We start from the raw sequence: 23,304 nt of genomic DNA, 5'->3' as shown, positions 1-23,304 counted from the left end.
ACGTCTTACGGTTGGTGAGCCTGCTCGTCTAGCGGGTGGTCGACTTAAGGCGCCGCCGGGTCACCGTTGACACCCCCTGCCCCCGGGTCACCAATTCCCCCAACAAAAAGACGGCCCGGGAGGATGTGATGAGCGCGTGGATGTTCGCTGACGTCTGGGAGGCGATCGCCGCCAAGCAGCCGGGTCGCCCCGCCCTCATCCAGGGCGAGCGGGTCATCACCTGGGGCCAGTTCGACGCCCGCGCTGACGCCTTGGCCGCCCACATGGTCGCCGCCGGGATCACTCACGACGCCAAGGTCGCGGCCTATCTCTACAACGGCCCGGAGTACATGGAGGTCTACTACGCGGCCTTCAAAGCCGGGGTCTCGCCGATCAACACCAACTACCGCTACGGCGGCGAGGAGCTGGTCTACCTCTTCGACAACGCCGACGCGCAGGTGGTGGTGTTCCACGCCCAGTTCGCCGACATGCTGGACGGCCTGCGCCACCGTCTGCCCAGCGTGAAGCGCTATATCGCCGTGGCCGAGCCCGGCCACCCGGTCCCCGACTGGGCCGACGACTATGACGCCATCGTCGCAACCCCTGCGCCGTCGCGACCCTTCAAGGCGCCGTGGGGCCGGTCGCCCCAGGACCTGCTGCTGCTCTATACCGGCGGCACCACCGGCATGCCCAAGGGGGTGATGTGGCGGCAGGACGACCTGTTCAACGTCATCGGCGCGGGCGGCCAGGCCGCCCAGGGCGTGCCACCTCTGGAGAGCGTGCAGGAGGCCGCCGACCGGCTCGACGGCCCGCGCCCGCCGCTGAACATCGTCTGCTGCCCGCTGATGCACGGCACCGGCCAGTTCTCGGCCTTCATCACCTTCAACCTCGGCGGCGCCATCGCCGTCCTGCCCTCGCGCCAGTTCAGCGCCATTGAGCTGTGGAACGAGGTCGAGCGGCTGCAGGCCGACGGGGTGGTGATCGTCGGCCTGGCCTTCTCCACCCCGATGCTGGAGGCCTTGGACGCCAGCCCGGGCCGCTGGGACCTCTCCAGCGTCAAGTCGATGAGCTCGTCCGGCTCGATGTGGAGCCAGGAGAACAAGCGCGGCCTGCTGCGCCACGCCACCAACGCCATGATCATGGACTCCTTTGGCTCGTCGGAGGCCGTGGGCCTCGGCGCCTCGGCCTCGGCGCCGGGGGCGGAGGTCAAGACCGCCGACTTCATGCTGGGCCCCAACTGCGTGGTGTTCACCGAGGACGGTCAGCGCGTGCAGCCGGGCTCCAATGAGCGCGGCCTGGTGGCGGTCACCGGCTTCCTGCCGCAGGGCTACTACAAGGACCCTGAGAAGAGCGCCAAGACCTTCCAGATCATCGAGGGCCAGCGCTGGAGCGTTCCCGGCGACTGGGCCATGGTCAATGCCGACGGCACCCTGAAACTGCTGGGCCGCGGCTCGCAGTGCATCAACACCGGCGGCGAGAAGGTCTTCCCCGAAGAGGTGGAGGAGGCGCTGAAGACCCATCCCCACGTCCGAGACGCCGTGGTGGTGGGCATTCCCGACCCCCGCTTCGGCGAGCGCATCTGCGCGGTGGTGGAGGCCGATGGGGCGGCGGAGCTGAGCCTGCCTGATCTGTCGGCCCATGTCCGCGAGCAGTTGGCCGCCTACAAGGCGCCGCGCGAACTGGTGGTGGTCGAGACCATCGGCCGCGCCCCCAACGGCAAGGTCGACTACAAGGCGATCAAGGAACGCGCCCTCAAGGCTCTCGGCGTATCTGTCTAGGTCTAGGCCTGGGCGTCGCGTTCGTAGCGGTCCACCACCTGGGCCAGACCGGCCAGGATAGCCTTTCGGGTTTCCTCGTCCGCCTCGCTTCGATGCAGCAGTCGCAGCGAGGCCAGGTGCACTTTCACGCCGCGGTCGTCGCGACGGCCAGCCTCGCCCGCGCGATCCACCAGCTCGCACAGGGACCGTGCCGCGGTGAGCAAGCTGTCGTCGGAGCAAGCGCCGCAGAAGGTGATCAGCCGCGCGGACTGGTTGTAGACCGCCTCCGGATCGAAGTCCGGCGCGGCCACTAGAGCCTCCATGGCCGCCAAAGCCTCGTCCACCTCGGCGAGGGAGGTCTCGCGGGAAGCCTCGACCGCAGCCTCGCCACGCTTGAGCGCCTCAGGCACATACATGCCGCCCGGCGCCTTGATCAGCTTGGAGAGGTTGGTGGTGACGTGGAACTTGCGGACGACGCTCATAGGGCGACTTTCTGGGGCGCGATCATGTTGTTCAGTTCGTCCTGAGACAGGTTATCACCGGCCATGGAGGCCACCTCAGCCGGCTTGTCGTCACGACGACGGCCATCTGGGAAGTCAGCTGGCATGCCTGACTGCTTGAAGCGCCGATCAGGGCCGATGAAGGAATCGGTCTCGATGAACATCCGGCGGCCCTGGGCGACCCACAGAATCCGTTCCAGGATGATCTTGGGGGTGATGGGCTTGGTGATGATGAAGTTAGCGCCACAGTCGCGGGCCTGCATGACCTGTGTGCGACGCGAGTGCGCGGTGACCACGATGGCCGGAATCGTCCGCGTCGCCTCGCCGCTCTCGTGCCGCAGCCACCGGACGAAGGCGTAGCCATCCATAACCGGCATCTGTCCATCGGTCAGGATGATGTCGACCCGGCGCGACTTGACGATCTCCATGGCCTCCATGGCGCTCGAGGCTCGCTGCAGATCCTTCATGCCAAAGCTGCTGAGAACGCTGGCCAGCAGGTCCAGCGCCTGGCTGTTGTCGTCGACAATCAGGCCGGCGGCGTTCTCCAGATTCAGGCGCGTGGTGCTCTGCATGTCCTCATCTGCACCGGGATCGGTAAACGAGGTCTTTTCAACACCTCATTTACCCAGTTCGGGGGCATGAAAGGACACTTGGTCACAGGTTTCGCCATGCGCCACATCGTCGAGGCCAAGGCGATCGGCGAGTGTCCGGTCGGCGCGACCGACCCGCCATTGTCACCGCCACCCACGACGCCAATGTGCCGATGAGCCTGGGCACCCCCGCCGTCACCATCGGCTCGGGCGGCAAGGGTGGCCGGGCCCACGCCCTCGACGAGTGGATCGACCTGGAGAAGGGCCCCAGCGTCAAGGGGATGAGGGTGGGCCTGGCCGCCCTGCCGACGGTGGCGGGGGTGGAGTAAATCTCCACCGCTCATCCCGGCGAAGGCCGGGACCCAGATCATAGGTCACGGCCTCAGCCAGGAATCCAATATTCGGCACATGTATCTGGGCGCCGGCCTGCGCCGGGGTGAGCGGGGTGTTACCCCTTCGGCCCGGCGTTGGACTTGTTCTTGGTGAAGGGCTTCTTGAAGCCGCCGGCCTTGGGCGGGCCTTTGAAGGTCTCGGCCTTGCCCTTGTAGCCGCCGCCTTCCTTGGGCGGACCCTTGAAGTTCTCGGGCTTGCCCTTGTAGCCACCGCCCTCCTTGGGCGGACCCTTATAGGGGCCGTCACTCTTGCCCTTGTACTCCGAGCGCGGCGGCGGGCCGTCGTTCTTGCCCTTGTAGCCGCCCTCGCTCTTGCCCTTGTACTCGGGACGGGGGCCGGTCTTGAAGGACCGCGCCGGGCCGTCCGAGGACGGGGCGCCACGGGGCGGACCGCCGGCGTCGCGCGGCGGGGCGGTCTTCTGGCCCGAGGCCGGAGCCACGGTGGGCTCGATCTTGATCTCGTCGTTCATGGTCGCCTTCACGGCGGCGGCGAACTTGGCCTCGGCGTGCTTGGCGATCTCGAACTTGGTGTCCTGGTCGAAGATCTTGATGGAGCCGATCTCCGGCTTGGTCACGTGGCCCAGGCGGCAGATCATCGGGATCAGCCACTTGGGGTCGGCGTTCTTGGCGCGGCCGACATTGATGCGGAACCAGGTGACCTCGTTGGGGTCCAGACGCTCAGGCCGGCCAACCGGGCCTTCGCGGTCAGGGCTCCAGCGGTCGGCACGGGGCGGCATGGGGCCCGACGACGGACCCAGGCTGTCGCGGGGATCGGTGTGCAGGTCCTCGGCGGCCGGCAGGCGCGAGCGGTGCAGGCGGATCAAGGCGGCGGCCACCTCTTCCGGCGTGCGGGTGGCCAGCACCAGCTTGGCCAGCGCCATGTCCTCCTCGGCCAGGGGCTCGGTGAGGATCGGGTCCTCCAGCAGCCGGGTCTGGTCGCGTTCGCGGATCATCTCCGGGGTCGGCGGACCTTGCCAGACGGCCTCGATATTGGCCGACGCCAGCAGCTGCTCGGCCTTGCGGCGGCGGGTGTAGGAGACCAGCAGGACGGAGACGCCCTTCTTCCCCGCCCGGCCGGTGCGCCCCGAACGGTGCAGCAGGCCGGCCTTGTTCACCGGCAGGTCGGCGTGGATCACGAGGCCGAGGTCAGGCAGGTCGAGACCACGCGCGGCCACGTCGGTGGCGACGCAGACCCGGGCCTGGCCGTCGCGCAGGGCCTGCAGGGCGTCGGACCGCTCCCGCTGGCCGAGCTCGCCCGAGAGGCCGACCACGGCGAAGCCGCGCTCGCGCAGGGCCGCATGCATGTGGCGCACACCCTCGCGGGTGTTGCAGAACACCAGGGCCGAAGGACTTTCGAAGAAGCGCAGCACGTTGACGACGCCGTTCTCGACCTCGTTGGGGGCCACGCGGATGGCGCGGTACTCGATGTCGCCGTGCGGCTCGTGCCGATTGACGGTGTCGATGCGCAGGGCGTCGGTCTGATAGCGCTTGGCCAGCATCGCGATCTCGCGGGCGATGGTGGCCGAGAACAGCAGGGTGCGCCGGCCGGCGGGCGCTGAGTCCAGGATCTCTTCCAGGTCCTCGCGGAAGCCCATGTCGAGCATCTCGTCGGCCTCGTCGAGCACCACGACGCGCAGGGCCGACAGGTCGAGGTTGCCGCGCTCCAGGTGGTCCTTCAGACGGCCCGGCGTGCCCACCACGATGTGGACGCCATTGGCCAGGGCGCGCTGCTCGCGGCGCGGATCCATGCCGCCGACGCAGGTCTCCACCCGGGCGCCGGTCTGGGAATAGAGCCAGGTCAGTTCGACGCTGACCTGCATGGCCAGTTCGCGGGTGGGCGCGATCACCAGGGCCAGGGGCGCGCCGGCCGGTCCGAACTTCTCAGCCCCCTCCAGCAGGGTGGGGCCGGCCGCCAGACCAAACGCCACCGTCTTGCCCGAGCCGGTCTGGGCGGAGACCAGCAGGTCACGGCCTGCGGCCTCCTCGGCCAGGACGGCGTCCTGAACAGGCGTGGGCTCGGCGTAGCCTTGGGCCGCCAGAGCGCGCTCCAGGGCCGGGTGTGTCGGGGGGAAGGGCATAGTGTCGATAGTCCGATCGGTCAGCCGCGGCGTGAAGAACGCCGGGGGGCGCGGCTAATGCAGCCTCGCGGCGGCTTATACAAGCCTCAAGCTAAGAAATCCTCCGCAATACTTGCGACCCGATCGCGGATCGAAACGCTAGCTCAGCCGTTAGCGGTCCATGGCATATACGATGAAGAACGGTCGCACCCCCCCAACCACCACGGGCGAGGGCGAGTTGTCCTACAAGGGTTTCAAGGGTCCGGTGGCCTATGAGATCATCGGCGCCCTGGCCGGCCTGCGCCAAGGCGGAGCGTCCCTGCGCGGCTCCTTCATGACCACCGAGGAAATCGCCGACAACGCCTTCAAGGCCTGCGACGGCCACCTGCGCCTCGCCGACGGCAAGGAATACCGCATCACCATGGTGGGCTACACGCCCGGCAGCGACACGGGTTATTTCGAGCTGAAGATCTAGTTCTTCCTCCCTCCCCGTCATGGGGAGGGGCAGATCGCGTCAGCGATCGGGGTGGGGAATACCTGCCATTCACCCCCACCCGTCCGGCGCTGCCCGCCGTCCACCCTCCCCATGAAGAGGAGGGAGTGGGGTCAGGCCGCCTTCTGAAGCTCCTGCTTCACCCGTTCGGCCAGGGTCTTGATGTCGATGGGCTTGGGCAGGAAGGAGACGTTGGTCTCGCCTTCCAGCAGGTTGGAGAACTCGGCCTCGGCATAGCCGGAGATGAACATCACCGGGGCGCCGGCCAGGTAGACCCGGGCGTGCTTCAGCAGGTCGGGGCCCTGCATGCCGGGCATGACCACGTCGGAGATCATCAGGTCGATGGTCCCGGCGTGCTCCTGCGCCAGTTCCAGGGCTTCCTCGCCGGACGCCGCCTCGATCACTTCATAACCCCGGGCGCGCAGCAGCTTGGCGGCGACGCCGCGCACCGCGTCCTCGTCCTCGACGAACAGGATGCGGCCGGCGCCGGAGAGGTCGCGCGCCGCTGGGCGGGTGGCCTTCTGGACGACGGGCTTGTCGACGATGGCCGGCGCGGCATGGACCGGCAGGAAAATGCGGAAGGCCGCACCCTCGCCGGGCTTGGAGTCGACGCTGATCCAGCCGTCCGACTGTTTGACGATGCCGTAGACGGTGGCCAGGCCCAGGCCCGTCCCCTCGCCCACCGGCTTGGTGGTGAAGAAGGGGTCGAAGATCTTGTCGACCACGTCGGACGCGATGCCGGGGCCGTCGTCGGAGACCTCGATCAAGGCCTGCTCGCCCTGGGCGGACGGATAGCCCAGTGCATGAGCCTCGGCCTCGGTGACCCGGGCGGTGCGGATGGTGACGCGGGAGCCGCCGTTCATGCGGGTGGCGTCGCGGGCATTGACGGCCAGGTTCATGACCGCCGTCTCAAGCTGACCACGGTCGGCGCGCACGTGGGGCAGGTTGCGGCCGTACTCGGTCTCTAGCTTGACGTCTTCCTGCAGCACCCGGCGCAGCAGCACCTCGAACTCGCTGATCAGTTCGCCGAGGTCGAGGATCTCGCGCTGCACGGTCTGCTTGCGCGAGAAGGCCAGCAGCTTGCGCACCAGGTCGGCGGCGCGGGTCGAGGTCGAGCGGATCTCGCTCAGCCCCTCATAGGAGGGGTCCCCCACCGGGTGGCGCGTCGACAGCACGTCGAGCTGCATGAAGATGGCGGTGAGCAGGTTGTTGAAGTCGTGGGCCACGCCGCCGGCCAGCTGGCCGATGGCCTGCATCTTCTGGCTCTGGGCCAGCTGCAGCTCGATCTGCTTCTGCTCCGACACGTCCACCAGATAGGCGACCCAGCGGCCGTCGCTCTTGGAGAGATAGAGGTGGGCGATCTTGGTGGGGTCCTTGGCCAGGCGCACTTCCAGCGCCCCGCCGCCCGAGGTCCCGTCCTTCAGCCGCTGGCTGGCGTCGGCCCGGCTGGCGGTCTCGATCAAATCCCCGAAGATGGACCCGACGCCGCCGTAGCCCGGCGCGGCGGCCAGGGTCGGATTGGCCTCGATGATCGTGGACTCAAAGGGGTCCTCGCCCTCCAGCAGGGCCGCGCCGAAGGGCGAGGCCGCGGCGAAGGCGTCCAGCACCTTTGGAGGCGGCGGCATCGCATTGGAAAAGGCGTTGAGCACATCCATGGCCGCCGACGGCAGGGCCAGGGGCTCGGCGGGACCGGCGTTCAGGCGCACCAGGAAGCGGCGGGCGCCCAGGGGCGAGATGGTGGCGTTGTGCTCGGTCCCGTTGGTGCGGATCGAGGCCTGGGCGGTGTCGCCCCGGCGCGCGGCGGTGAGCGCCGAGAACAGGCTAGCGGCGGAAGGCCCGCCCTTGGGCAGGCGCGGAGCCATACCCAGCACGGCCTTCCAGGCGCCGTTGGCGGCGTGAATGCGGCCGTCGGCGGCGGCGATGGCGGCGGGTTCCGACAGCGCCTCGATCAGCTTGTCGGCGCCGGGCTCGCTCTCGGCGGCGGCCTCGACGGAGCCGCGCAGGGCGAACAGGCCCAGGCAGGCGACGCCGGCCAGGCCGATCAGCAGCATCAGGCCGGCCAGGGTGGCGGGGCCGGCATTGATGGCCGGGGCGGCGGCGAAGGCGACAGCCATGAGGAAGAACACCACCGCCGCAGCGGTCAGCGGATCAAACCGGCGTTTTGCGGTCGGCTCAGCCATGGGGTGTCCCAGGCGGGCGCCCTGAACGGGTTGGCCCGGCGAATCGGTGTTCAGCATACATGAAGCCCTGAGATTACGCGGCTTTACGGTGGATGGGCGCCCCGGCCGGAATCATCCGGGAACCCGGACGCGGGTGGGCGTCATCTTCGGCTTGGGTTTCGGCGCCTCGGCCTTCTTCTCGCTCTGCATGATGAAGCCGATGATCTTGGCCACCGCCTCGTAGTGCTTCTGCGGAATGAACTCTTCGATCTCCACCGAGGCGTAGAGCGAGCGGGCCAGGGGCGGGTCGACGATGACCGGCACGCCGTTGTCCTCGGCCACCTTCCGGATGCGCAGGGCGATGGCGTCCATGCCCTTGGCGACGCACTGAGGCGCGCCCTCGCCGCCGGCCTCGTACTTCAGCGCCACGGCGTAGTGGGTCGGGTTCATGACGACGACGGTGGCGCCGGGCACGTTCTGCATCATCCGCTGGCGGGCGCGCACCATCCGCAGCTGCTTCTGCTTGCCTTTGATGTGGGGGTCGCCCTCGGTCTGCTTGTACTCCTCCTTCAGGTCTTCCTTGCTCATCCGCATGCGCTTCATGAAGCGCTGCCGCTGCCAGAACCAGTCGAGGCCGGCGATCAGCAGCAGGAAAGCGGCGATGGAGAAGGCCAGGTTACGGATGATCTTCAGGGCGAAGGGCAGGATCGCCATGGGATCCATGGCCGAGAGGTTGGTGAACTCGTGCAGGTGCGGCTTGACCACGAGGTAGCCGATCCAGGCCACCAGGGCGATCTTCACCAGGGATTTGACGAACTGCATCAAGGCGTCGACGCCGAACATCCGCTTCAGGCCGCCCATGGGGGAGACTTTTTTGAAGTCGAACTTGAACACCTTGTTCGGGGTGAACATGATCCCGGTCTGAACCAGGTTTCCGGCGATGCCCGCCAGGGCCGCGGCGACCATCACCCCCAGGATCAGCGGCGCCCCGGCCTTCATCACGTACTGCATCACCTGCTGGCTGCCGCCGCCCTCGACGCTGATCGAGTCCGGGTGGGCGATGAAGGGGACCAGGGCCACGGCCAGGTTGCGGGTCATGGCGCTGCCGGCCACGGCGATCACGCTGGCGGCGGCGGCGAAGGAGGCCAGCGTCGCCAGGTCCGGCGTCTTGACGACGTCGCCGTCCTCACGCGCCTTGCTGAGTTTCCCGGCTGTGGGTTCTTCTGTTTTTGACTCTGGATCGCTGTCGTCAGCCATCTCAGCCGCCGAAGATCATCAGGAGGTCGCGGTAGCGGCTCATCCAGACGGTGCCGATGACACCCAGGCTGAGCGCCAGGATCGAAAGGCCGAAGATCACCATCAGCGGCGAGGCCACGAAGAAGATCTGGAACTGAGGCATCACCCGGCCCACCAGGCCGATGGCCACGTTGAAGACCAGGGAGAAGACCAGCAGGGGCGCCGAAAGCTGCACCCCCAGCTTGAAGCAGTCGGCCACCGTCTGCACCGCGAGCGTCGCGGAGTCGGCCACCGGCAGGGCCCGGGTGAAGGGAAACAGCGTGTAGGACTTCACGATGGCGCTGAGGAACAGGTGGTGCAGCCCGGTGGTCATGATCAGGGTCAGGCCGATCAGGCCCAGGAAGGTCGAGACCGTCGAGGAGCCCGGCGCGATCCCCGGCGCCGCGGTCTGTGCGAAGGAGAGCGTCGTCTGGATGGAGATGATCTCGCCGGCCGTGGACAGCGACATCAGGAAAATCCGCAGGATGGTGCCGATCATCAGGCCGATCAGGATCTCCTTGAACAGGCCCCCCACCAGGGCGCCCATGGCGGCGGGCACCGCGGGCGGGTTGGGGGCGATCACCGGGATCAGCATCAGGGTCATCAGGAAGGCGAAGGCCAGCCGGATGCGGGGCGGCACGGTGGTGTCGCCAATCCCCGGCATCAGCATGACCAGCGCCGACAGCCGCGCGAACACCAGTCCGCCGACATAGACCTGCTGGGCTGTGGCGTAGTGCTCCACGCGGCTTACATCGCTGCGATGCGGGCGGCGATATGGCGCATGAAGCTGCTCATCAGGGCGCCCATCAGCGGCAGGAAGAGCAGCAGGGAGACGAAGATCGCCACGATCTTCGGCGCATAGACCAGGGTGGCTTCCTGGATCTGGGTCAGGGCCTGCATCAGGCCGACGCCCACCCCCACCACCAGGCCCACGATCAGCACCGGCGCGCAGAGCTGCAAGGTCAGCCAGATGGCGTCGCGACCGACGTCCAGAACCTCGGCGCCGTTCATGAAGAGCCTCGCGAAAACAGGGGAGAAGAACTATCCCCATCTCGCGCAGACATGGTTAACGAAGGGCTACCGGGGCCTCGGACTTAGACGGTTGGCGAAGCGGCGGAGAGGCGCCTGAGCCCTACTTCTCCAACCCCCTGGCCGCCTCGGCGGGGCTGGCCTTGGCGGTGTCGCGGTCGACGCTGTAGTTGGCGGCCTGCATGGCGGCGACGGGGATCGAGCCCACCAGTGGTTTCAGCGCGGCCATCAGTCGCTGGTCGCCGGCGCGCTTGGGGGAGACCAGGATCACCGCGTCATAGGGTGGCAGCGCCCCCTTGGGATCGGTGAGCACCACCAGCTTGTCGGCCGCGATCCGCCCATCGGAGGAGAAGGCCGAGATCACGTCGGCTTCGCCCCCCGACAGCGCCCGGTACATGAAGGTCGGCTGGAAGGATCGCTGGGCCTTGAACTTGAAGCCATAGGCCGCGTCGACCGCCTTCCACTCCGGCCGCGACAGGAACTCGATGTCGGTCCCCAGCGTCAGCTTGGGCGCCTCGCGGGCAAGGTCAGCCAGGCTGACGATGCCCAGGGCCTTGGCGCGGTCGGCCTTCATGGCGAAGGCGTAGGCGTTCTCGAACCCCAGGGAGCCGAGGACGGTGACGCCGTCCTTCTTCTTCAGTTGCGTGGTCAGGCCGTCCAGCACCGCCTGGCGGCCGGGATTGTCCTGGCGGTTCAGGACGTTGGTCCAGAGCGTGCCGGTGTAGTCGACATAGACGTCGAGCTCTCCGGCGGCCAGCGCGCGATAGGCCACCGCCGAGCCGAGGTCCTCCTTGCGATTCACCGTGGCGCCGGCCTTCTCCAGCCGGTCGGCCATCAGTTCGGCCAGGATGTATTGCTCGGAGAAGTTCTTGGCGCCCACCACATAGCTGGCCGGCTTGCCGAAGCTGACCAGCGGCAGGACGGCGATCACGATCCCCATCAGCAGCCCCACCGCCCCGGCGATCATCAGCCGCCGGTCGCGCCTGGCCGCCCCGGTCTCGATCAGGCCCAGCAGTTGGTCGGCGGCCATGGCCAGCACGGCCGAGGCCGCGCAGCCGAACAGGACGCTGACCCAGTTCTCGGTCTGCAGGCCGGCGAAGATGTAGTTACCCAGGCTGGTCTGGCCGACCGGCGTGGAGAGGGTGGCGGCCCCGATGGTCCAGACCGCGGCGGTGCGAACGCCGGCCATGATCACCGGCATGGCCAGGGGCAGCTCCACCTGGAACAGCTTCTGGCGGGCGGTCATCCCCACCCCGTCGGCGGCCTCGCGCACCGCCGGGTCGACCCCCAGGATGCCGGTGGTCGCCGTCCGCAGGATCGGCAGCATGGAGTAGAGGGTCAGCGCCAGCAGCGAGGGCAGGAAGCCGAGGGCCGAGAAGCCATGCCCCGTCAGCGACAGGCTCAGCGCCGAGACCGCCAGCAGCAGCGGATAGAACAGCGCCAGCAGGGCCAGGCTGGGGATGGTCTGGATCAGGCCGGCGAAGGCCAGGACCGGCCAGCGCAGGCGTGGGCTACGGCTGGCGGCCACCGCCAGCGGCAGGCTGATGATCAGGCCAAGCGCCAAGGCGCTCGCGCTCAACAGCACGTGCCAGGCGAGATATTCCGGCAGCAGGTCGAAGGCGGCGGCGAGACGCGGGTTCACGAAGCGGTCTCCGAAAGGCGGGCCGCCAGCCGCTGCGCCTGGCGTTTCGGCGCGTCCATTAGGGCGCGAACATCGGGGTCGTCGCTTGTATTGCTCAGATAACCCGGCGTCCCGTCGGCGACGATGGCGCCCGCCTTCAGCACCACGATACGGTCGGCCAGCAGCACGGCCTCGCTCATGTCATGGGTGACCATGACGGTGGTCAGGCCGAGTTGCTCGTGCAGGGCGCGGTAGTCGGTTCCCAGTTGGTCGCGGGTCACCGGGTCCAGCGCCCCGAAGGGTTCGTCCATCAGCATGATCTTCGGCTCGGCGGCCAGGGCTCGCGCCACACCCACCCGTTGCCGCTGTCCGCCCGACAGCGCCGCCGGCAGCCGGCCCGCCATCTCGCGCGGCAGGTCCACCAGGCCCAGCAGATTGGCCACCCGCGCGCTGATCCGCTCGGCGTCCCAGCCCAGCAGCTTGGGGGTGATGGCGATGTTCTCGGCGACCGTCAGGTGCGGGAACAGCCCGATCTCCTGGAAAACGTAGCCGATCCGCCGGCGCAGCACATGGACCGGCACCGCGCCCGCGTCCTCCCCCAGCATCCGCACCGTCCCGGCGTCGGGGGTGACCAGGCCGTTGATGGTCTTGAGCAGAGTGGTCTTGCCCGAACCAGAGGGTCCCACCAGCGCCACGAACTCGCCGGGCGCGATGGAAAGGCTCACCCCCGCCAGAGCGGCATGGGCGGCGTAGCGTTTCTCTATGCCTGAAAGGTCGATCGCGGTCTGGGCCATGGCGCAGACCATAAAGCGCTTTCAGGCGAAGTGGACACCGGTTCGCCGTTTAGAAAGCCCGGAAAGCAAAAAATCCTGGAGCGGTTTCCGCTCCAGGAGCGACCTCAGATCGGCATACGCATGATTTCCTGATAGGCGCTGATCACCTGGTCGCGGACGGCCATCACCGTCTCGAGGCTGGCCTCGGCGGCCGAGATCGAGGTGACCACGTCGATCAGTTCGGCCTTACCGGCGACATTGGCCTTGATCTGGTTTTCCGCGTGCTTGGAGGCGTGCATGGCGTCGGTCATGGCCGACTTCACCATAGCTCCGAAGTCGAGACCGCCCTCGGCCGCGCCTCCGACAGGCTTGGAGCCGCCGATCCCCTGGGTGGAGGCATAGGCCTTGGCGGCGGCGAGCGCGGTCATCATGGCCTAGGTCCTATCGCTTCAGGAGATCGAGGGTGCGCGTTTCCATGGCGCGCGCCGTCTCGATCACGTTGAGGTTGGCTTCGTAGGCCCGCTGGGCCTCCTTCATGTCGAGGGCCTCGATCAGCGAGTCGACATTGGGGGTCTTCACATAGCCCTTGGCGTCGGCCGAGGGATGGCCGGGGTCGTACTCGCTCTTGAAGTCGCTCATGTCAGGCCGGGCCTGCGTCATGCGCACGCCCAGGCCGCCATCGACCTTCACCGCGGCGAAGACCGGTTCCTGACGGCGATAGGGATCGCCGCCCGCGGTCTTGGAGGTGGAATTGGCGTTGGCCAGGTTCTCGGCGATGATCCGCATCCGCGATTGCTGAGCGCGGAGCGCGGAGGTGGCGATCGCCTGGGCGGCGCCCATCACGGGTTTGATGTCGGCCATCTATATGCCCCTAGACCCTTTCCGTTTCGGTTCCCGAAACGGACAAGAAGGGTCGGCCTTCAAAAGTTTAGCGCGTGACGAGCGCCAAAACCGGTGTCCACTTTTGGCTGTCACGCTCTAGCGACCCGGCGCCCGCGCGGCCATCCGCAGCAGGTTGAGGGACTTCTGGTAGAAGCCGATCGCCGCCTCATAGCTCATGCGGGCGTCCGACATCTTCAGCATCTCTTCCTCAAGAACCACCGAGTTGCCGTCGAGGGTGGTCTCGGAATCCTTGACCGTCTTGGCCTTGAAGGCGCCCGCCGCGCCGTTGCGCTGGCTCGGCGGAACCATGTGGCCCGCCTGGGTCACGGCCATCATGCCGGCGCCGGTCTCGGCCGCCTTCATCTGGGCGGCGAAGTCGTAGGGCTTGAGGTCCTTGGGCGAAAAGCCCGGGGTCTCGGAGTTAGCCACGTTCTGGGCGATCAGCTTCTGCCGCTCGGACAGATAGCCAAGCCGGCCACGCAGCATCGAGAACAGGGGGATGTCGCCGATATCCATGCGAACATGGTGAATAAATAGGGTTAATCGGTCCTTAAGACCCTTGCGGCACTCCTGGCCCTGACCGGCGCTTTCGGCCGGCCGCCTCCTCACCGTCTCATCGCGATGGACTTCGCTCTTTTCGCTCGGGCCGTCTTCGCCCTGGCCATCACCCTGGGACTGGTTGGCCTCGCCGCCGTCGCCCTGCGCAAGTATGGGCCGGAGGCCATGGCGCGCGTGACGCTTGCGGCCGGCCGCAAGGAACGCCGTCTGATGGTCGTCGAAAGCCTGGTGCTCGATCCCGCGCGCCGCCTGGTGCTGGTGTCTTGCGATGGCGAGGAACGTCTGTTGCTGCTGGGCGAGGGCCAGGTCCTTCCGCCCGTGAAGAAGGGCCGCGCCTGATGGCCGGAAGGTTCAAGTCCCTTATGGAGCTTCGCGCCGAGGACTGGCGCAAGGCCTTCCTGCTGGCCGCGCTCACGACGCTGGGTAGCCTGGTGGTGCCCGCCACGGCCCTGGCCCAGGCGGTGAACATCAATCTCGGCACCGGGGCGGGGCTCACCGAGCGGGTCGTCCAGCTGATGGGCCTGCTGACGGTGCTGTCGCTGGCGCCCTCCATCGTCATCATGACCACCTCCTTCGTACGGATCGTGGTGGTGCTGTCCCTGCTGCGCACGGCGCTGGGCCTCCAGCAGAGCCCGCCCAACGCGGTGATCATCAGCCTGGCCCTCTTCCTCTCGGCCATCGTCATGGGACCGACCATGCAGAAGTCCTACGACGAGGGGATCAAGCCGCTGCTGGAACAGCAGATCGAACTACCCCAGGCCTTCGACGCCGCCAGCGATCCCCTGAAGACCTTCATGCTGGCCCAGGTGGATCGCGAGGACCTAGCGCTCTTCGTGCGCCTCTCGAAGATCGAGAAACCAAAGACCCTGCAGGAAATCCCGATCCGGGTGGTGACCCCGGCCTTCATGATCTCGGAGCTGAAGCGTGCCTTCGAGATCGGCTTCCTGCTGTTTATCCCCTTCCTGGTCATCGACCTCGTGGTGGCCAGCGTGCTGATGAGCATGGGCATGATGATGCTGCCCCCGGTGGTGGTATCCCTGCCCTTCAAGCTGATCTTCTTCGTCCTGGTGGACGGCTGGCGGCTGGTGGCGGGCAGTCTCGTCGAGAGCTTCCAGCGCGGGGCCGGCGGCGGTTAGCTCCACCTCCCTGCCCTTCATGGGGCGGGGAAGATCGCGACAGCGATCGGGGTGGGGAGCACAGGCAGAATCCCCCACCCGTCTGGCGCTTCGCGCCATCCACCCTCCCCATGAAGGGGAGGGAGCTTAAGTCACTAGCCCTTGCTCGCCGGCGCCGCGGCCTGGGCCGTCTTGGCCGGGGTTGGCGTCGCGGCCGTGCGCAGGCCCACCGGGGCGGGCTTGTCACGGAACTTCACCTTCATCTTGGCGACCCAGCCGGCGAAGGCCTCGTTGTCGGCGGTGATGCGGCCGAAGTCGGCGACGCTGAGCCGGCCGTCCTGCACGCCCGACAGGGCCACGCGCAGGGCGTCGGGGTTACGGGCCTGGTCGGTGAAGCCCTGGTAGCGGTTCCGCAGACGCTCCAGCGCCCCGTCGTCTCCGGCCAGGCTGTAGGCGACCCCGGCGCGGAGCAGCTTGCCTTCTTCCTCGGCGGCCAGCGGGCCCGGATATTTCCAGCGGTCGGCCAGGGACTTCTCGAACAGAATCCCGGCGCCCGGCCAGTCCTTCTTCTTCCAGACCACCTCGGCGCGCAGGTCGGAGCCCTCCTTGGAGGTGTCGCGCTCAATGACCTCCAGGGCCGCATCGAGGCGACCAAGGTTCATCAGGGCGCGGGCCTCAACCAGGCGGCGTTCCAGGTTCAGCGCGGTGGGCAGGATGGTGGTGCGCGAGCCGTTGATCGCCTCCAGGGCCTGCTCTGGCTTGCGGTCCATCAGGTAGATGAGGGCCAGATCGGTGGCCACCTGGGCGCGGGGCACCCCGTCCAGGCGATTGTCGGCCTGGTACTTCAGCAGTTCGGCGGCCTGGTCCAGCAGATCGACGTCCACCAGCCGACGGACCAGCTTGCGCACCATCTGGTCGCCGTCGGCGCCCAGGGGGGTCAGTTCCTTGAAGTCGTAGAACAGCGCCAGCGCCTGGATCGGCTCCAGGCCGTCGGCCGTACCGCTCAGGAACAGGCCGCGGAAGGCGCCGGCCAGGTCGTTCTGCAGCTGCAGGGCTTCAGGCAGGTCAGGCAGCCGCTGGCCGGCCGACCGCAGCGCCTCCAGCGCCTCGCGATAGCGGCCCTGGTTCAGATAGAGCTGGCCCAGCGCCCGGATGGTCTCCAACTCGGTGGAGTCCCCGCGCCAGCGGTAGCGCAGTCCGTCGAAGACGTCGGCGGCCTGGACCGGGGTGATCTTGCCCGAGGCCAGGCGGATTTGGGTGGCGCGCAGCAGGGCCGGCGCCGAGAGCGACTCCACCGGCGCGCCGGCGACGGCGGCATAGATGCGCAGGGCGCGGTCCGGAAAGCCCTGGGCCTCCACGACGCGGGCCTGGACCAGCCGGGTGGCCAGCTCCTCCAGAGGCTCGGCCCTATCCATGAGCGCCAGCTTGATGCGGCCGTCGGCGCCGTCGATGTCGCCGAGCGCCAGGGCGGCCTGGGCGTCGCCGCGGGCGAAGCGGGTCTTCCAGGTGGGTGAGAACTGTTCAAAGGCCTCGGCCCCGGCCGCGAACTGGCTGCGGGCCTCGGGCCACTCGGCGAGCTGAGCGGCGATGTACGAGCGCCAGAGAGACGCGGACGGATCATCGGACAGGATCGGGGCGGAGAAGTCGGCCTCCGCTTCCTTGTAGCGCCGCGCCATGACCCGGGCGATGCCGCGCAAACCGCGGAACTCAGGATCGTCCAGCAGTTCCTGATGCGTGCGCGCGGTGTCGTTCAGCACCCCGATGGCTTCGAACGACAGCTCCGACCCCACAAGGAAGCGGGCGAGCGCCATGCGCGCGGCGACGGGGGCGTCGCGGCCCTTGCCGGCCTCCTCCATGGAGGCGTTGAGCAGAGAATTGTAACGGACCAGGAAGCCGCCATGGCCGGTCTTGGGCCAGTTGGCGTAGTCGATCAGGGCCGGCATCCCGGCCGGCTGCGGCGCGCCCATCTCGGCCTCGGCCCGCTCGACCCCCGCCGAGGCCGGCGACAGGGCCAACCCCGCCGGACGGCCGATCTGAACCAGGTCGCCCTCGTGGCTGAGGTTCAGGTCGTCGACATAGGACTCCAGCGCGAGGCCCTGCGCCGACGGCAGCACTGCCATCTGGACATAGTCGCGCCGGGTCGGGACCCCCTTGGCGGGGCCGAGCGCGGTGACCACCGACAGGGTGTCGCCAACGACGGGATCGTTGACCTTCAGGGTCCTCGTGGTCCCCGAGACCACCGCCTTGAGGGCGGCGGGGCCGCCGACATCGTCGCGGACGATGCGCACCAGGTTGGCCTGGCTCTGGGCGCCGGGGCCGATGGCCACGGTCCAGACCGCCCCTTGGGCCGAGGCGAAGAAGGGCGTGCCCTTGGGGGCGGCGATGCGCACGGCGGAATAGTCCGAGCCCTTGAAGCTCTGGACCTTCGAAAACTGGCGAAGGCCCCGAGGGGCCCTGGAGACGTCGAGATCGGCGGGCGCGTCGAACACCACCCAGATGGCGTCGCCCCGCCGGAACACCGCCGCCCCGTTGGGATTGGCCCAGGGGAAGGTCAGCATGACCTGGCCGTTGACCAGCTTGGCGTCCATCGCCACGACGCCGCTGGCCGGCACCGGATTGGGGCGCGGCGGCTCGGGCGCCACGATCGGCGCCGTGGCCTCGGCCAGCACCGGGTCGGGCGGCGGGGGCCGTTCGAACAGGTTGATATAGGTGGCGCCGTCGGCGTTCCCGACCGTGGCCTCGGCGTCGTCGGCGAGCGTCAGGACGAGTTCCAGCCCACCGCCGGAATGGCGCGCCTCGGCGGTCTTCAGCCACTTGGGCGGATCGATGCGCAGGCGGGCGATATCGGGGTTGGCGTCCCGGTTGAACTTCAGCGTCAGGACCTGGCCGTCACGCTTGGTGATGGCGCGCGCCCCACCCGCCCAGTGCAGCTCGATGCGCGAGAAGTCCTTCGCCTGCGCCACATGCACATCCAGCGGGCCGCGCGGCGCGACCTGCGCGGGCGCAGGCGCGGCCATGCCCATGGGCGCGACCACGCCGGCGATGCAGATCGCCGCGACGCTGGAGTGAAGGGCCCGGCGCAGGCTCACCGGACTAGCCGGCCTTCGGCGGAGCCGCCGCCGCAGGGGTGGCGGCCGCGGCCGGCGCGGCGGGCGCCGGCGTCGCGGCGGCCTGCTTGACCGGAGCCTTCTTCGGCGCCGGCTTGCGGGCGGCCATCTTCTTCGGCGCAGCCTTGCGGGGCGCGGGCTTGGCGACCGGGGCCGGCTCGGCGGTGGGATCGATGGAGGCCTGCTTGGGCGCGACGGTGTTGGCCGCGGCGTTGGAGGCGGCGCTGTCGGCGGAGGCGGCGACCTTGCGGGCGTCGGCGAAGCGGCGCGACAGGCTCTCGGTCAGGCGCTTGGCCTCGGCCGGGGGCATGGCGGCCAGGATGGCGGAGAGCGCGCGCTCCTTCATCTTGCCGGCGATGGGCAGGCGCACGGAGTCGTCCAGCAACACCATGCGCGGGGCGGCGTCCTTGGCCTTCATGCCCTCGAACACCTTCACCAGGCGATCGACCTCGGCCTGCTCCTTGCCGTCGGCCTGGTTCATCAGCGACTGCATATCGGCCTTCAGGCCGGTGAGGGTCTTGACCTTGGCGTCGAGCTTGGCCTCGGCGGCGGCCATCAGGGCGAGCTGGACGTCGAGGTCCTGTTCGCGCTGGTCCAGCTGGCCCCGGCGCGAACCGAGGCTTTGCAGAATCTGCAGTTCGGCGGGCGACAGGCCGGCTTCCTTTGCCAGCTCGGCGGCGGTGGGCGCGCAGACCGCCGGCGCCGCCTTGGGCGCCAGGGACAGGGACGAGGCGTCCAGGGCCGAGCCGGTGGCGGCGCCCTCAGGCCCGGCCGCGGCGGCCGGGGCCTTGGCGTCGGCGTCAGCCTGGGCCTTGGCCTCCTTGGCGGCCTTGCCCTTCAGCGGCTTGGCGGCTTCCTCGGCGAAGGCCTTGGCGCCAGAGAACAGATCGGGCAGCGATTGTGCGCCGGCCATGGCGTTGACCGCCAGGACCCCGGCGGCGGCGATGCCCACCAGGGGCAGGATGCGGGGGATGTTCTTCATCGGCGGGCTCCACCAACGGCCACGCGATCGGTGGGGCCGTCGAACAGGTCGTCTTCAAAGCGGGGACGCTGGCGCGTCGGGGCGACGTCGGGGCGGACGAACCGCTCGGGTTCGGGCCGGACGCGGGGCTCGCGGGCGCCCGACAGCAGGGCGCCCAGGCGGTGGGTGACCCGCTCCACATCGGCCTCGTCCACGTGGGAGACGTCGCGGCGGAAGGGGGTCGGGGCGGCGCGGTCGGCGCGCTCCATGCGTTCGGCGCGGTCCATGCGCTCGACGCGCTCAGGGCGGGCCGGGGCGGCGGCGGGCGCGCCCTTAAGCTGGCGATCCAGCTTGGCGGTGAGCGCCCGGGCCTTCTCGATGCGGTCGGCGAGTTGGTCGGTGGCCTCGTCGGTGGCGGCGCGCAGGTCGGCCAGCCCCTGCTCAGCACGGGCGGCGGCGACGTCCAGCTCGGCCACGGCCTTGGCGAAGCCGTCATGGCTGTCGCGCAGGTGCTTGAGCCGGATGTTGAGCCGGAAGCCCATCATCAGGGCGGCGGCCAGCAGGCCGGCCAGCATCAGGTTCATCCCAACAGCGATCAGGCTCATTTCAGACTCTGTACGGCGCGCCGGGCATGGGGCGTCAGAGGCGCCTCCACACGGACGGCGATGTGATGATTGCGGCGGCCCATGCGGCCCCGGGTGAGTGGGATGGTTCCAGCCCGCAACTCGATGAGGCTGTCGGGGGTGGCGTTGAGCATGATGGTCTGACCCACCTGCAGGTCGAGAACCTCCCTCAGGCTGATCTGCTGCTCGTCCAGGACGGCGCGGACCTCCATCTGGGTGGTCCAGAGCTCGGTGGCCAGGTGGCCTTCCCAGATGTTGTCGCGGCCGAATTTCTCACCCATGAACTGCTGCAGCAGCATCTTGCGGATCGGTTCGAGGGTGGCGTAGGGGAGCAGCAGCTCGATGCGGCCCCCGCGGTCTTCCATGTCCACCCGCAGCTTGACCAGGATCGCGGCGTTCGGCGGCCGGGCGATGGCGGCAAAGCGGGGATTGGTCTCCAGGCGGTCCAGGGTGAAGGTCACCGGGGTCAGGGGCTCGAAGGCCAGCTTGGCGTCAGCCAGCACCACCTCGACCATCCGCTGCACCAGCACGCGTTCGATGGTGGTGTAGGGGCGGCCCTCGATGCGCATGGCCGCGGTGCCGCGGCGTCCGCCCAGCAGCACGTCGACGATGGAATAGATCAGGTTGGAATCGACGGTCAGCAGACCGTAGTTCTCCAGCTCCTCGGCCTTGAACACCGACAGGATGGCCGGCAGCGGGATCGAGTTCAGATAGTCGCCGAACCGGATCGAGGAGATGTTGTCGAGGCTGACCTCGACGTTGTCGGAGGTGAAATTGCGCAGGGAGGTCGTCATGTACCGCACCAGGCGGTCGAAGACGATTTCCAGCATCGGCAGGCGTTCGTACGAGACGAGCGCTGAGTTGATGATGGCGCGGATACCCGAGCGCTCAGCCGCCTCCTCATCGGAGAGATCAAAGCCCAGCAGGCTGTCGATCTCATCCTGATTGAGGATGCGCTCGGAGCCGACCATGCTGTCGGCGGATTGCTCCGCGTCAGCCCAATCCTGGCCCTCGGCCGCGTTCTGGTTTTCGAGTTCTTCGTCCATGGGGATATGCCGACCAGGGATAGGCCCTAGTTGATCAACATCTCCTCAATCAGGACGGCATTTACTTTCGAGGGCGCGATCACCAGGTTCACCCGGCGCAGGATCTCCATGCGCAGCTGGTAGGATCCCTGGCTGCCCTGCAGGTCTTCGGGCCGCAGTTCGCGCAGGAAGGTCTGGAACATGTCCTGGAGCCTGGGCATGTTGGGCTCCAGCAGATCCACAGTCTCCTGGTTGGGGACTTCCAGTGTAAGCTTCAGCTTCAGGAAGGTGGCGCGGCCATCGGCCGTCTGCATGTTCACCACGACATTGGGCATGGTGTAGAACAGGACGCCGTCCGGACCCTCGGCGATGGTGCCGATGGTCTTCTCCTCCTTGCCCTTCTCGCCCTTCTTTTCCTTCTTCTTTTCCTTGCCGTGCTCGTTAGCCTTGGCGTGTTCGGCGTCGGGCTTGGGCTTGAGGAAGATCATGGCTGCGGTTCCGCCGCCGCCCAGCACCAGGACCGCGGCCACCGCGCCGATGATGATCATCTTCATCGGCAGCTTCTTCTTGGCAGAAGCGCCTTCGCCTTCCTCGCCCTCGGCGGCGTCGCCGGCCGGGGCTTCCTTGACCTTGTCCTTGGCCACGTGCGCGGCTCCTTAGAATCTATCCCCTCTGTGTGGGGCCGACATGGTTAAGGACTGGTTTTTTTAGGGGTCTGAAGGGCGGTCCAAGCCTGCCCGGCAAAATGCGCCGAAAGGATTTTGTTAACCTTCTTATCCGTTGATTTTGCTCTCCTTTCAGACTGGCCCGAAGCTTGCAGTCTCACCTTCGACGAAAGTGTCGCAGGTTAAGGGTTCGAGCCGGTCGATGGACAACGCTCTTTATGTCGGACTGTCGAGGCAGATGACGCTGCGCCGCGAGCTCGACATCGTGGCCAACAATATCGCCAATGCCGACACCACCGGCTTCAAGGTCGAAAGCCTGATGCTGGAGACCGCTCCGCGGTCCCCGGCCATGACCCAGGGCGGCCCCAAGCCGGTGAAGTTCGTGCTGGATTCCGGCGTCGCCCGCGACTTCACCCCCGGCGGCCTGCACAAGACCGACGCCCCCTTCGATCTGGGCATCGAGGGCATGGGCTTCTTCAAGATCAGCACGCCGGAAGGCGAACGCTATACCCGCGACGGCCGCTTCCGGATGGACGACACCGGCAAGCTCACCACCCAGGACGGCAAGGCCGTGCTGGACGACGGCGGCGGCGAGATCAGCATCGATCCCCAGAAGGGCGCCGTCACCATCGCCACCGACGGCACGGTCAGCCAGGGCAATGAGCGGGTCGGTAAGGTCGCCGTGGCCCGCTTCGACACCCTCTCGATCCTCGAGAAGACCGGCGACAACCTCTACCGCAACACCTCCAACCAGCAGCCCCAGGCCGCCACGGACGCCCGCGTCCACCAGGGCATGCTTGAGAGCTCGAACGTCAAAACGGTCCTCGAGATCACCCGGATGATGGAAGTCACCCGGGCCTACGAGTCGATGGCCAAAATGATGGATTCCACCGCCGACCTGTCCCGCCGCTCGATCGAGCGGATGGGTAAGGTCCAGTAAGGGAAGTCTGAGAGATGCAAGCACTCCGCACCGCCGCGACCGGCATGGCTGCCCAGCAGCTGAACGTCGAGGTCATCTCCAACAACATCGCCAACATGAACACCATTGGCTTCAAACGCCAACGGGCCGAGTTCCAGGACCTGCTCTACCAGACCCTGGAACGGGCGGGCGCCCAGTCGTCGGACCAGGGGACGATCGTCCCAACAGGCGTTCAGATCGGCGCCGGTGTGAAGGCGGGCTCGGTTTATCGCATTACCGAGCAGGGTTCGATGACCGCGACGGGCAACCGCTACGACGTGGCCATCGACGGCCGCGGCTATCTGCAGGTGCTCAAGCCCTCCGGCGAGACCGCCTACACCCGCGCCGGCAACCTCTCGCCCAACGACCAGGGCCAGCTGGTCACCGAGGACGGCTACCCGGTGCAGCCCACCATCACCATCCCCAGCGACGCCACCGATGTGATCATCTCCAAGTCCGGCCAGGTCCAGGTGACCAAGGCCGGCTCCCCCACCCCGGAGGTTGTCGGCAATCTGGAACTCGCCACCTTCATCAATGAGGGCGGCCTGGAGGCCATCGGCGACAACCTGTTCATGGAGAGCGGCGCCTCGGGCCCGGCCACCACCGGCGCTCCCGGCTCCACCGGCTTTGGCACCCTCATGCAGGGCTATACCGAGGCCTCCAACGTCGACGCCGTCACCGAGATCACCTCGCTGATCGTGGCCCAGCGCGCCTACGAAATGAACTCCAAGGTCATCTCCTCGGCTGATCAGATGCTGCAGGCCGCCAACCAGTTGAAGGGCTAG

Annotated in this window: 24 protein-coding genes; 7 read left to right on the top strand and 17 right to left on the bottom strand. The window is 68.0% G+C overall.

The features are described from left to right. The first annotated feature begins 128 nt into the window (after window positions 1-128). Window positions 129-1,757 carry an AMP-binding protein gene (locus JKL49_RS06595; protein ID WP_215339170.1) on the top strand — a complete coding sequence of 543 codons (1,629 nt, stop codon included), beginning with the start codon at window positions 129-131 and terminating at the stop codon, window positions 1,755-1,757. Between the two features lie 2 nt (window positions 1,758-1,759). Here JKL49_RS06595 and JKL49_RS06590 read toward each other — a convergent pair whose 3' ends face one another. Continuing rightward, complete coding sequence (locus tag JKL49_RS06590; protein ID WP_215339168.1) at window positions 1,760-2,218, bottom strand: hypothetical protein; 459 nt, start codon at window positions 2,216-2,218, stop codon at window positions 1,760-1,762. After that, the gene (locus tag JKL49_RS06585) at window positions 2,215-2,808 is read right to left on the bottom strand and encodes a response regulator (RefSeq protein ID WP_215339166.1); all 594 of its coding nucleotides are present in this window, start codon (window positions 2,806-2,808) and stop codon (window positions 2,215-2,217) included. The genes JKL49_RS06590 and JKL49_RS06585 overlap by 4 nt, the downstream gene beginning before the upstream one ends. A gap of 131 nt (window positions 2,809-2,939) precedes the next feature. Here JKL49_RS06585 and JKL49_RS06580 point away from each other — a divergent pair, with 131 nt between their 5' ends. Continuing rightward, window positions 2,940-3,155 (top strand): hypothetical protein, encoded by a 216-nt coding sequence (locus tag JKL49_RS06580; RefSeq protein ID WP_215339164.1) that lies wholly within the window; start codon window positions 2,940-2,942, stop codon window positions 3,153-3,155. A gap of 119 nt (window positions 3,156-3,274) precedes the next feature. Here the strand turns inward: JKL49_RS06580 and JKL49_RS06575 are convergent, their stop codons facing one another. Continuing rightward, on the bottom strand, window positions 3,275-5,296 hold the full coding sequence (locus tag JKL49_RS06575; RefSeq protein WP_215339163.1) for a DEAD/DEAH box helicase: 2,022 nt from the start codon (window positions 5,294-5,296) through the stop codon (window positions 3,275-3,277). A gap of 160 nt (window positions 5,297-5,456) precedes the next feature. On the opposite strand from JKL49_RS06575, the gene JKL49_RS06570 reads away from it, so the two are divergent. After that, entirely contained in the window at window positions 5,457-5,750 is a 294-nt protein-coding gene (locus tag JKL49_RS06570) for a hypothetical protein (protein ID WP_215339161.1), read from the top strand. A gap of 131 nt (window positions 5,751-5,881) precedes the next feature. On the opposite strand, the gene cckA is transcribed toward JKL49_RS06570, so the two are convergent. The 9 genes from cckA to flgB all read right to left on the bottom strand — a co-directional run bounded on the left by cckA (window position 5,882) and on the right by flgB (window position 14,023). Continuing rightward, on the bottom strand, window positions 5,882-7,948 hold the full coding sequence (gene cckA, locus JKL49_RS06565; RefSeq protein WP_215339159.1) for a cell cycle histidine kinase CckA: 2,067 nt from the start codon (window positions 7,946-7,948) through the stop codon (window positions 5,882-5,884). A 111-nt stretch (window positions 7,949-8,059) separates the two neighbouring features. Continuing rightward, entirely contained in the window at window positions 8,060-9,184 is a 1,125-nt protein-coding gene (flhB, locus tag JKL49_RS06560) for a flagellar biosynthesis protein FlhB (protein ID WP_215339157.1), read from the bottom strand. Window position 9,185: 1 nt separating this feature from the next. Continuing rightward, complete coding sequence (gene fliR / locus JKL49_RS06555) at window positions 9,186-9,944, bottom strand: flagellar biosynthetic protein FliR (protein ID WP_215339155.1); 759 nt, start codon at window positions 9,942-9,944, stop codon at window positions 9,186-9,188. A gap of 5 nt (window positions 9,945-9,949) precedes the next feature. Further along, window positions 9,950-10,213 carry a flagellar biosynthesis protein FliQ gene (gene fliQ / locus JKL49_RS06550; RefSeq protein ID WP_215339153.1) on the bottom strand — a complete coding sequence of 88 codons (264 nt, stop codon included), beginning with the start codon at window positions 10,211-10,213 and terminating at the stop codon, window positions 9,950-9,952. 121 nt (window positions 10,214-10,334) lie between these two features. Next, the gene (locus JKL49_RS06545) at window positions 10,335-11,873 is read right to left on the bottom strand and encodes a glycine betaine ABC transporter substrate-binding protein (RefSeq protein WP_215339151.1); all 1,539 of its coding nucleotides are present in this window, start codon (window positions 11,871-11,873) and stop codon (window positions 10,335-10,337) included. Further along, window positions 11,870-12,646: an ATP-binding cassette domain-containing protein gene (locus JKL49_RS06540; RefSeq protein WP_215339149.1), complete on the bottom strand. Its 777-nt coding sequence runs from the start codon at window positions 12,644-12,646 to the stop codon at window positions 11,870-11,872. The genes JKL49_RS06545 and JKL49_RS06540 overlap by 4 nt, the downstream gene beginning before the upstream one ends. A gap of 104 nt (window positions 12,647-12,750) precedes the next feature. Then, window positions 12,751-13,056: a flagellar hook-basal body complex protein FliE gene (gene fliE / locus JKL49_RS06535; protein ID WP_215339147.1), complete on the bottom strand. Its 306-nt coding sequence runs from the start codon at window positions 13,054-13,056 to the stop codon at window positions 12,751-12,753. Between the two features lie 10 nt (window positions 13,057-13,066). Then, complete coding sequence (gene flgC, locus JKL49_RS06530; RefSeq protein ID WP_215339145.1) at window positions 13,067-13,486, bottom strand: flagellar basal body rod protein FlgC; 420 nt, start codon at window positions 13,484-13,486, stop codon at window positions 13,067-13,069. Between the two features lie 117 nt (window positions 13,487-13,603). Continuing rightward, window positions 13,604-14,023 carry a flagellar basal body rod protein FlgB gene (gene flgB / locus JKL49_RS06525; protein WP_215339143.1) on the bottom strand — a complete coding sequence of 140 codons (420 nt, stop codon included), beginning with the start codon at window positions 14,021-14,023 and terminating at the stop codon, window positions 13,604-13,606. A 105-nt stretch (window positions 14,024-14,128) separates the two neighbouring features. Between flgB and JKL49_RS06520 the strand changes: the two genes are divergently transcribed. Together JKL49_RS06520 and fliP are read left to right on the top strand one after the other, a co-directional pair. After that, window positions 14,129-14,404, top strand: a complete 276-nt coding sequence (locus JKL49_RS06520; RefSeq protein ID WP_215339141.1) for a flagellar biosynthetic protein FliO — start codon at window positions 14,129-14,131, stop codon at window positions 14,402-14,404. Then, complete coding sequence (fliP, locus tag JKL49_RS06515) at window positions 14,404-15,201, top strand: flagellar type III secretion system pore protein FliP (RefSeq protein WP_430700668.1); 798 nt, start codon at window positions 14,404-14,406, stop codon at window positions 15,199-15,201. Before JKL49_RS06520 ends, fliP begins: the two co-directional genes overlap by 1 nt. A gap of 134 nt (window positions 15,202-15,335) precedes the next feature. Here the strand turns inward: fliP and JKL49_RS06510 are convergent, their stop codons facing one another. The 5 genes from JKL49_RS06510 to JKL49_RS06490 all read right to left on the bottom strand — a co-directional run bounded on the left by JKL49_RS06510 (window position 15,336) and on the right by JKL49_RS06490 (window position 21,540). After that, window positions 15,336-18,269 (bottom strand): tetratricopeptide repeat protein, encoded by a 2,934-nt coding sequence (locus tag JKL49_RS06510; RefSeq protein ID WP_347340362.1) that lies wholly within the window; start codon window positions 18,267-18,269, stop codon window positions 15,336-15,338. A gap of 4 nt (window positions 18,270-18,273) precedes the next feature. Further along, window positions 18,274-19,269 carry a MotE family protein gene (locus JKL49_RS06505; RefSeq protein WP_215339139.1) on the bottom strand — a complete coding sequence of 332 codons (996 nt, stop codon included), beginning with the start codon at window positions 19,267-19,269 and terminating at the stop codon, window positions 18,274-18,276. Further along, the gene (locus JKL49_RS06500; RefSeq protein ID WP_215339137.1) at window positions 19,266-19,853 is read right to left on the bottom strand and encodes a DUF6468 domain-containing protein; all 588 of its coding nucleotides are present in this window, start codon (window positions 19,851-19,853) and stop codon (window positions 19,266-19,268) included. Before JKL49_RS06500 ends, JKL49_RS06505 begins: the two co-directional genes overlap by 4 nt. Then, entirely contained in the window at window positions 19,850-20,842 is a 993-nt protein-coding gene (gene fliM, locus JKL49_RS06495; RefSeq protein ID WP_430700832.1) for a flagellar motor switch protein FliM, read from the bottom strand. Before fliM ends, JKL49_RS06500 begins: the two co-directional genes overlap by 4 nt. Before the next feature lie 101 nt (window positions 20,843-20,943). After that, on the bottom strand, window positions 20,944-21,540 hold the full coding sequence (locus tag JKL49_RS06490; protein ID WP_215339133.1) for a flagellar basal body-associated FliL family protein: 597 nt from the start codon (window positions 21,538-21,540) through the stop codon (window positions 20,944-20,946). Window positions 21,541-21,763: 223 nt separating this feature from the next. Here JKL49_RS06490 and flgF point away from each other — a divergent pair, with 223 nt between their 5' ends. Further along, complete coding sequence (flgF, locus tag JKL49_RS06485) at window positions 21,764-22,501, top strand: flagellar basal-body rod protein FlgF (RefSeq protein WP_215339131.1); 738 nt, start codon at window positions 21,764-21,766, stop codon at window positions 22,499-22,501. Window positions 22,502-22,515: 14 nt separating this feature from the next. Then, window positions 22,516-23,304, top strand: a complete 789-nt coding sequence (gene flgG / locus JKL49_RS06480) for a flagellar basal-body rod protein FlgG (RefSeq protein ID WP_215339129.1) — start codon at window positions 22,516-22,518, stop codon at window positions 23,302-23,304.

Source organism: Phenylobacterium glaciei (assembly GCF_016772415.1).
Classification (GTDB): Bacteria; Pseudomonadota; Alphaproteobacteria; order Caulobacterales; family Caulobacteraceae; genus Phenylobacterium; species Phenylobacterium glaciei.
The sequence above is the reverse complement of the archived record's forward strand: the minus strand, read 5'-3'. Positions and strand labels throughout refer to the sequence as shown.

What these genes read in the sequence shown, in the direction of transcription:
- JKL49_RS06595 (WP_215339170.1), top strand. Translation starts at nt 129, where the DNA reads ATGAGCGCGTGGATGTTCGCTGACGTCTGGGAGGCGATCGCCGCCAAG.
- JKL49_RS06590 (WP_215339168.1), bottom strand. Translation starts at nt 2,218, where the DNA reads ATGAGCGTCGTCCGCAAGTTCCACGTCACCACCAACCTCTCCAAGCTG.
- JKL49_RS06585 (WP_215339166.1), bottom strand. Translation starts at nt 2,808, where the DNA reads ATGCAGAGCACCACGCGCCTGAATCTGGAGAACGCCGCCGGCCTGATT.
- JKL49_RS06575 (WP_215339163.1), bottom strand. Translation starts at nt 5,296, where the DNA reads ATGCCCTTCCCCCCGACACACCCGGCCCTGGAGCGCGCTCTGGCGGCC.
- JKL49_RS06570 (WP_215339161.1), top strand. Translation starts at nt 5,457, where the DNA reads ATGGCATATACGATGAAGAACGGTCGCACCCCCCCAACCACCACGGGC.
- cckA (WP_215339159.1), bottom strand. Translation starts at nt 7,948, where the DNA reads ATGGCTGAGCCGACCGCAAAACGCCGGTTTGATCCGCTGACCGCTGCG.
- flhB (WP_215339157.1), bottom strand. Translation starts at nt 9,184, where the DNA reads ATGGCTGACGACAGCGATCCAGAGTCAAAAACAGAAGAACCCACAGCC.
- fliQ (WP_215339153.1), bottom strand. Translation starts at nt 10,213, where the DNA reads ATGAACGGCGCCGAGGTTCTGGACGTCGGTCGCGACGCCATCTGGCTG.
- JKL49_RS06540 (WP_215339149.1), bottom strand. Translation starts at nt 12,646, where the DNA reads ATGGCCCAGACCGCGATCGACCTTTCAGGCATAGAGAAACGCTACGCC.
- fliE (WP_215339147.1), bottom strand. Translation starts at nt 13,056, where the DNA reads ATGATGACCGCGCTCGCCGCCGCCAAGGCCTATGCCTCCACCCAGGGG.
- flgC (WP_215339145.1), bottom strand. Translation starts at nt 13,486, where the DNA reads ATGGCCGACATCAAACCCGTGATGGGCGCCGCCCAGGCGATCGCCACC.
- flgB (WP_215339143.1), bottom strand. Translation starts at nt 14,023, where the DNA reads ATGGATATCGGCGACATCCCCCTGTTCTCGATGCTGCGTGGCCGGCTT.
- JKL49_RS06520 (WP_215339141.1), top strand. Translation starts at nt 14,129, where the DNA reads ATGGACTTCGCTCTTTTCGCTCGGGCCGTCTTCGCCCTGGCCATCACC.
- fliP (WP_430700668.1), top strand. Translation starts at nt 14,404, where the DNA reads ATGGCCGGAAGGTTCAAGTCCCTTATGGAGCTTCGCGCCGAGGACTGG.
- JKL49_RS06505 (WP_215339139.1), bottom strand. Translation starts at nt 19,269, where the DNA reads ATGAAGAACATCCCCCGCATCCTGCCCCTGGTGGGCATCGCCGCCGCC.
- JKL49_RS06500 (WP_215339137.1), bottom strand. Translation starts at nt 19,853, where the DNA reads ATGAGCCTGATCGCTGTTGGGATGAACCTGATGCTGGCCGGCCTGCTG.
- fliM (WP_430700832.1), bottom strand. Translation starts at nt 20,842, where the DNA reads ATGGTCGGCTCCGAGCGCATCCTCAATCAGGATGAGATCGACAGCCTG.
- flgF (WP_215339131.1), top strand. Translation starts at nt 21,764, where the DNA reads ATGGACAACGCTCTTTATGTCGGACTGTCGAGGCAGATGACGCTGCGC.
- flgG (WP_215339129.1), top strand. Translation starts at nt 22,516, where the DNA reads ATGCAAGCACTCCGCACCGCCGCGACCGGCATGGCTGCCCAGCAGCTG.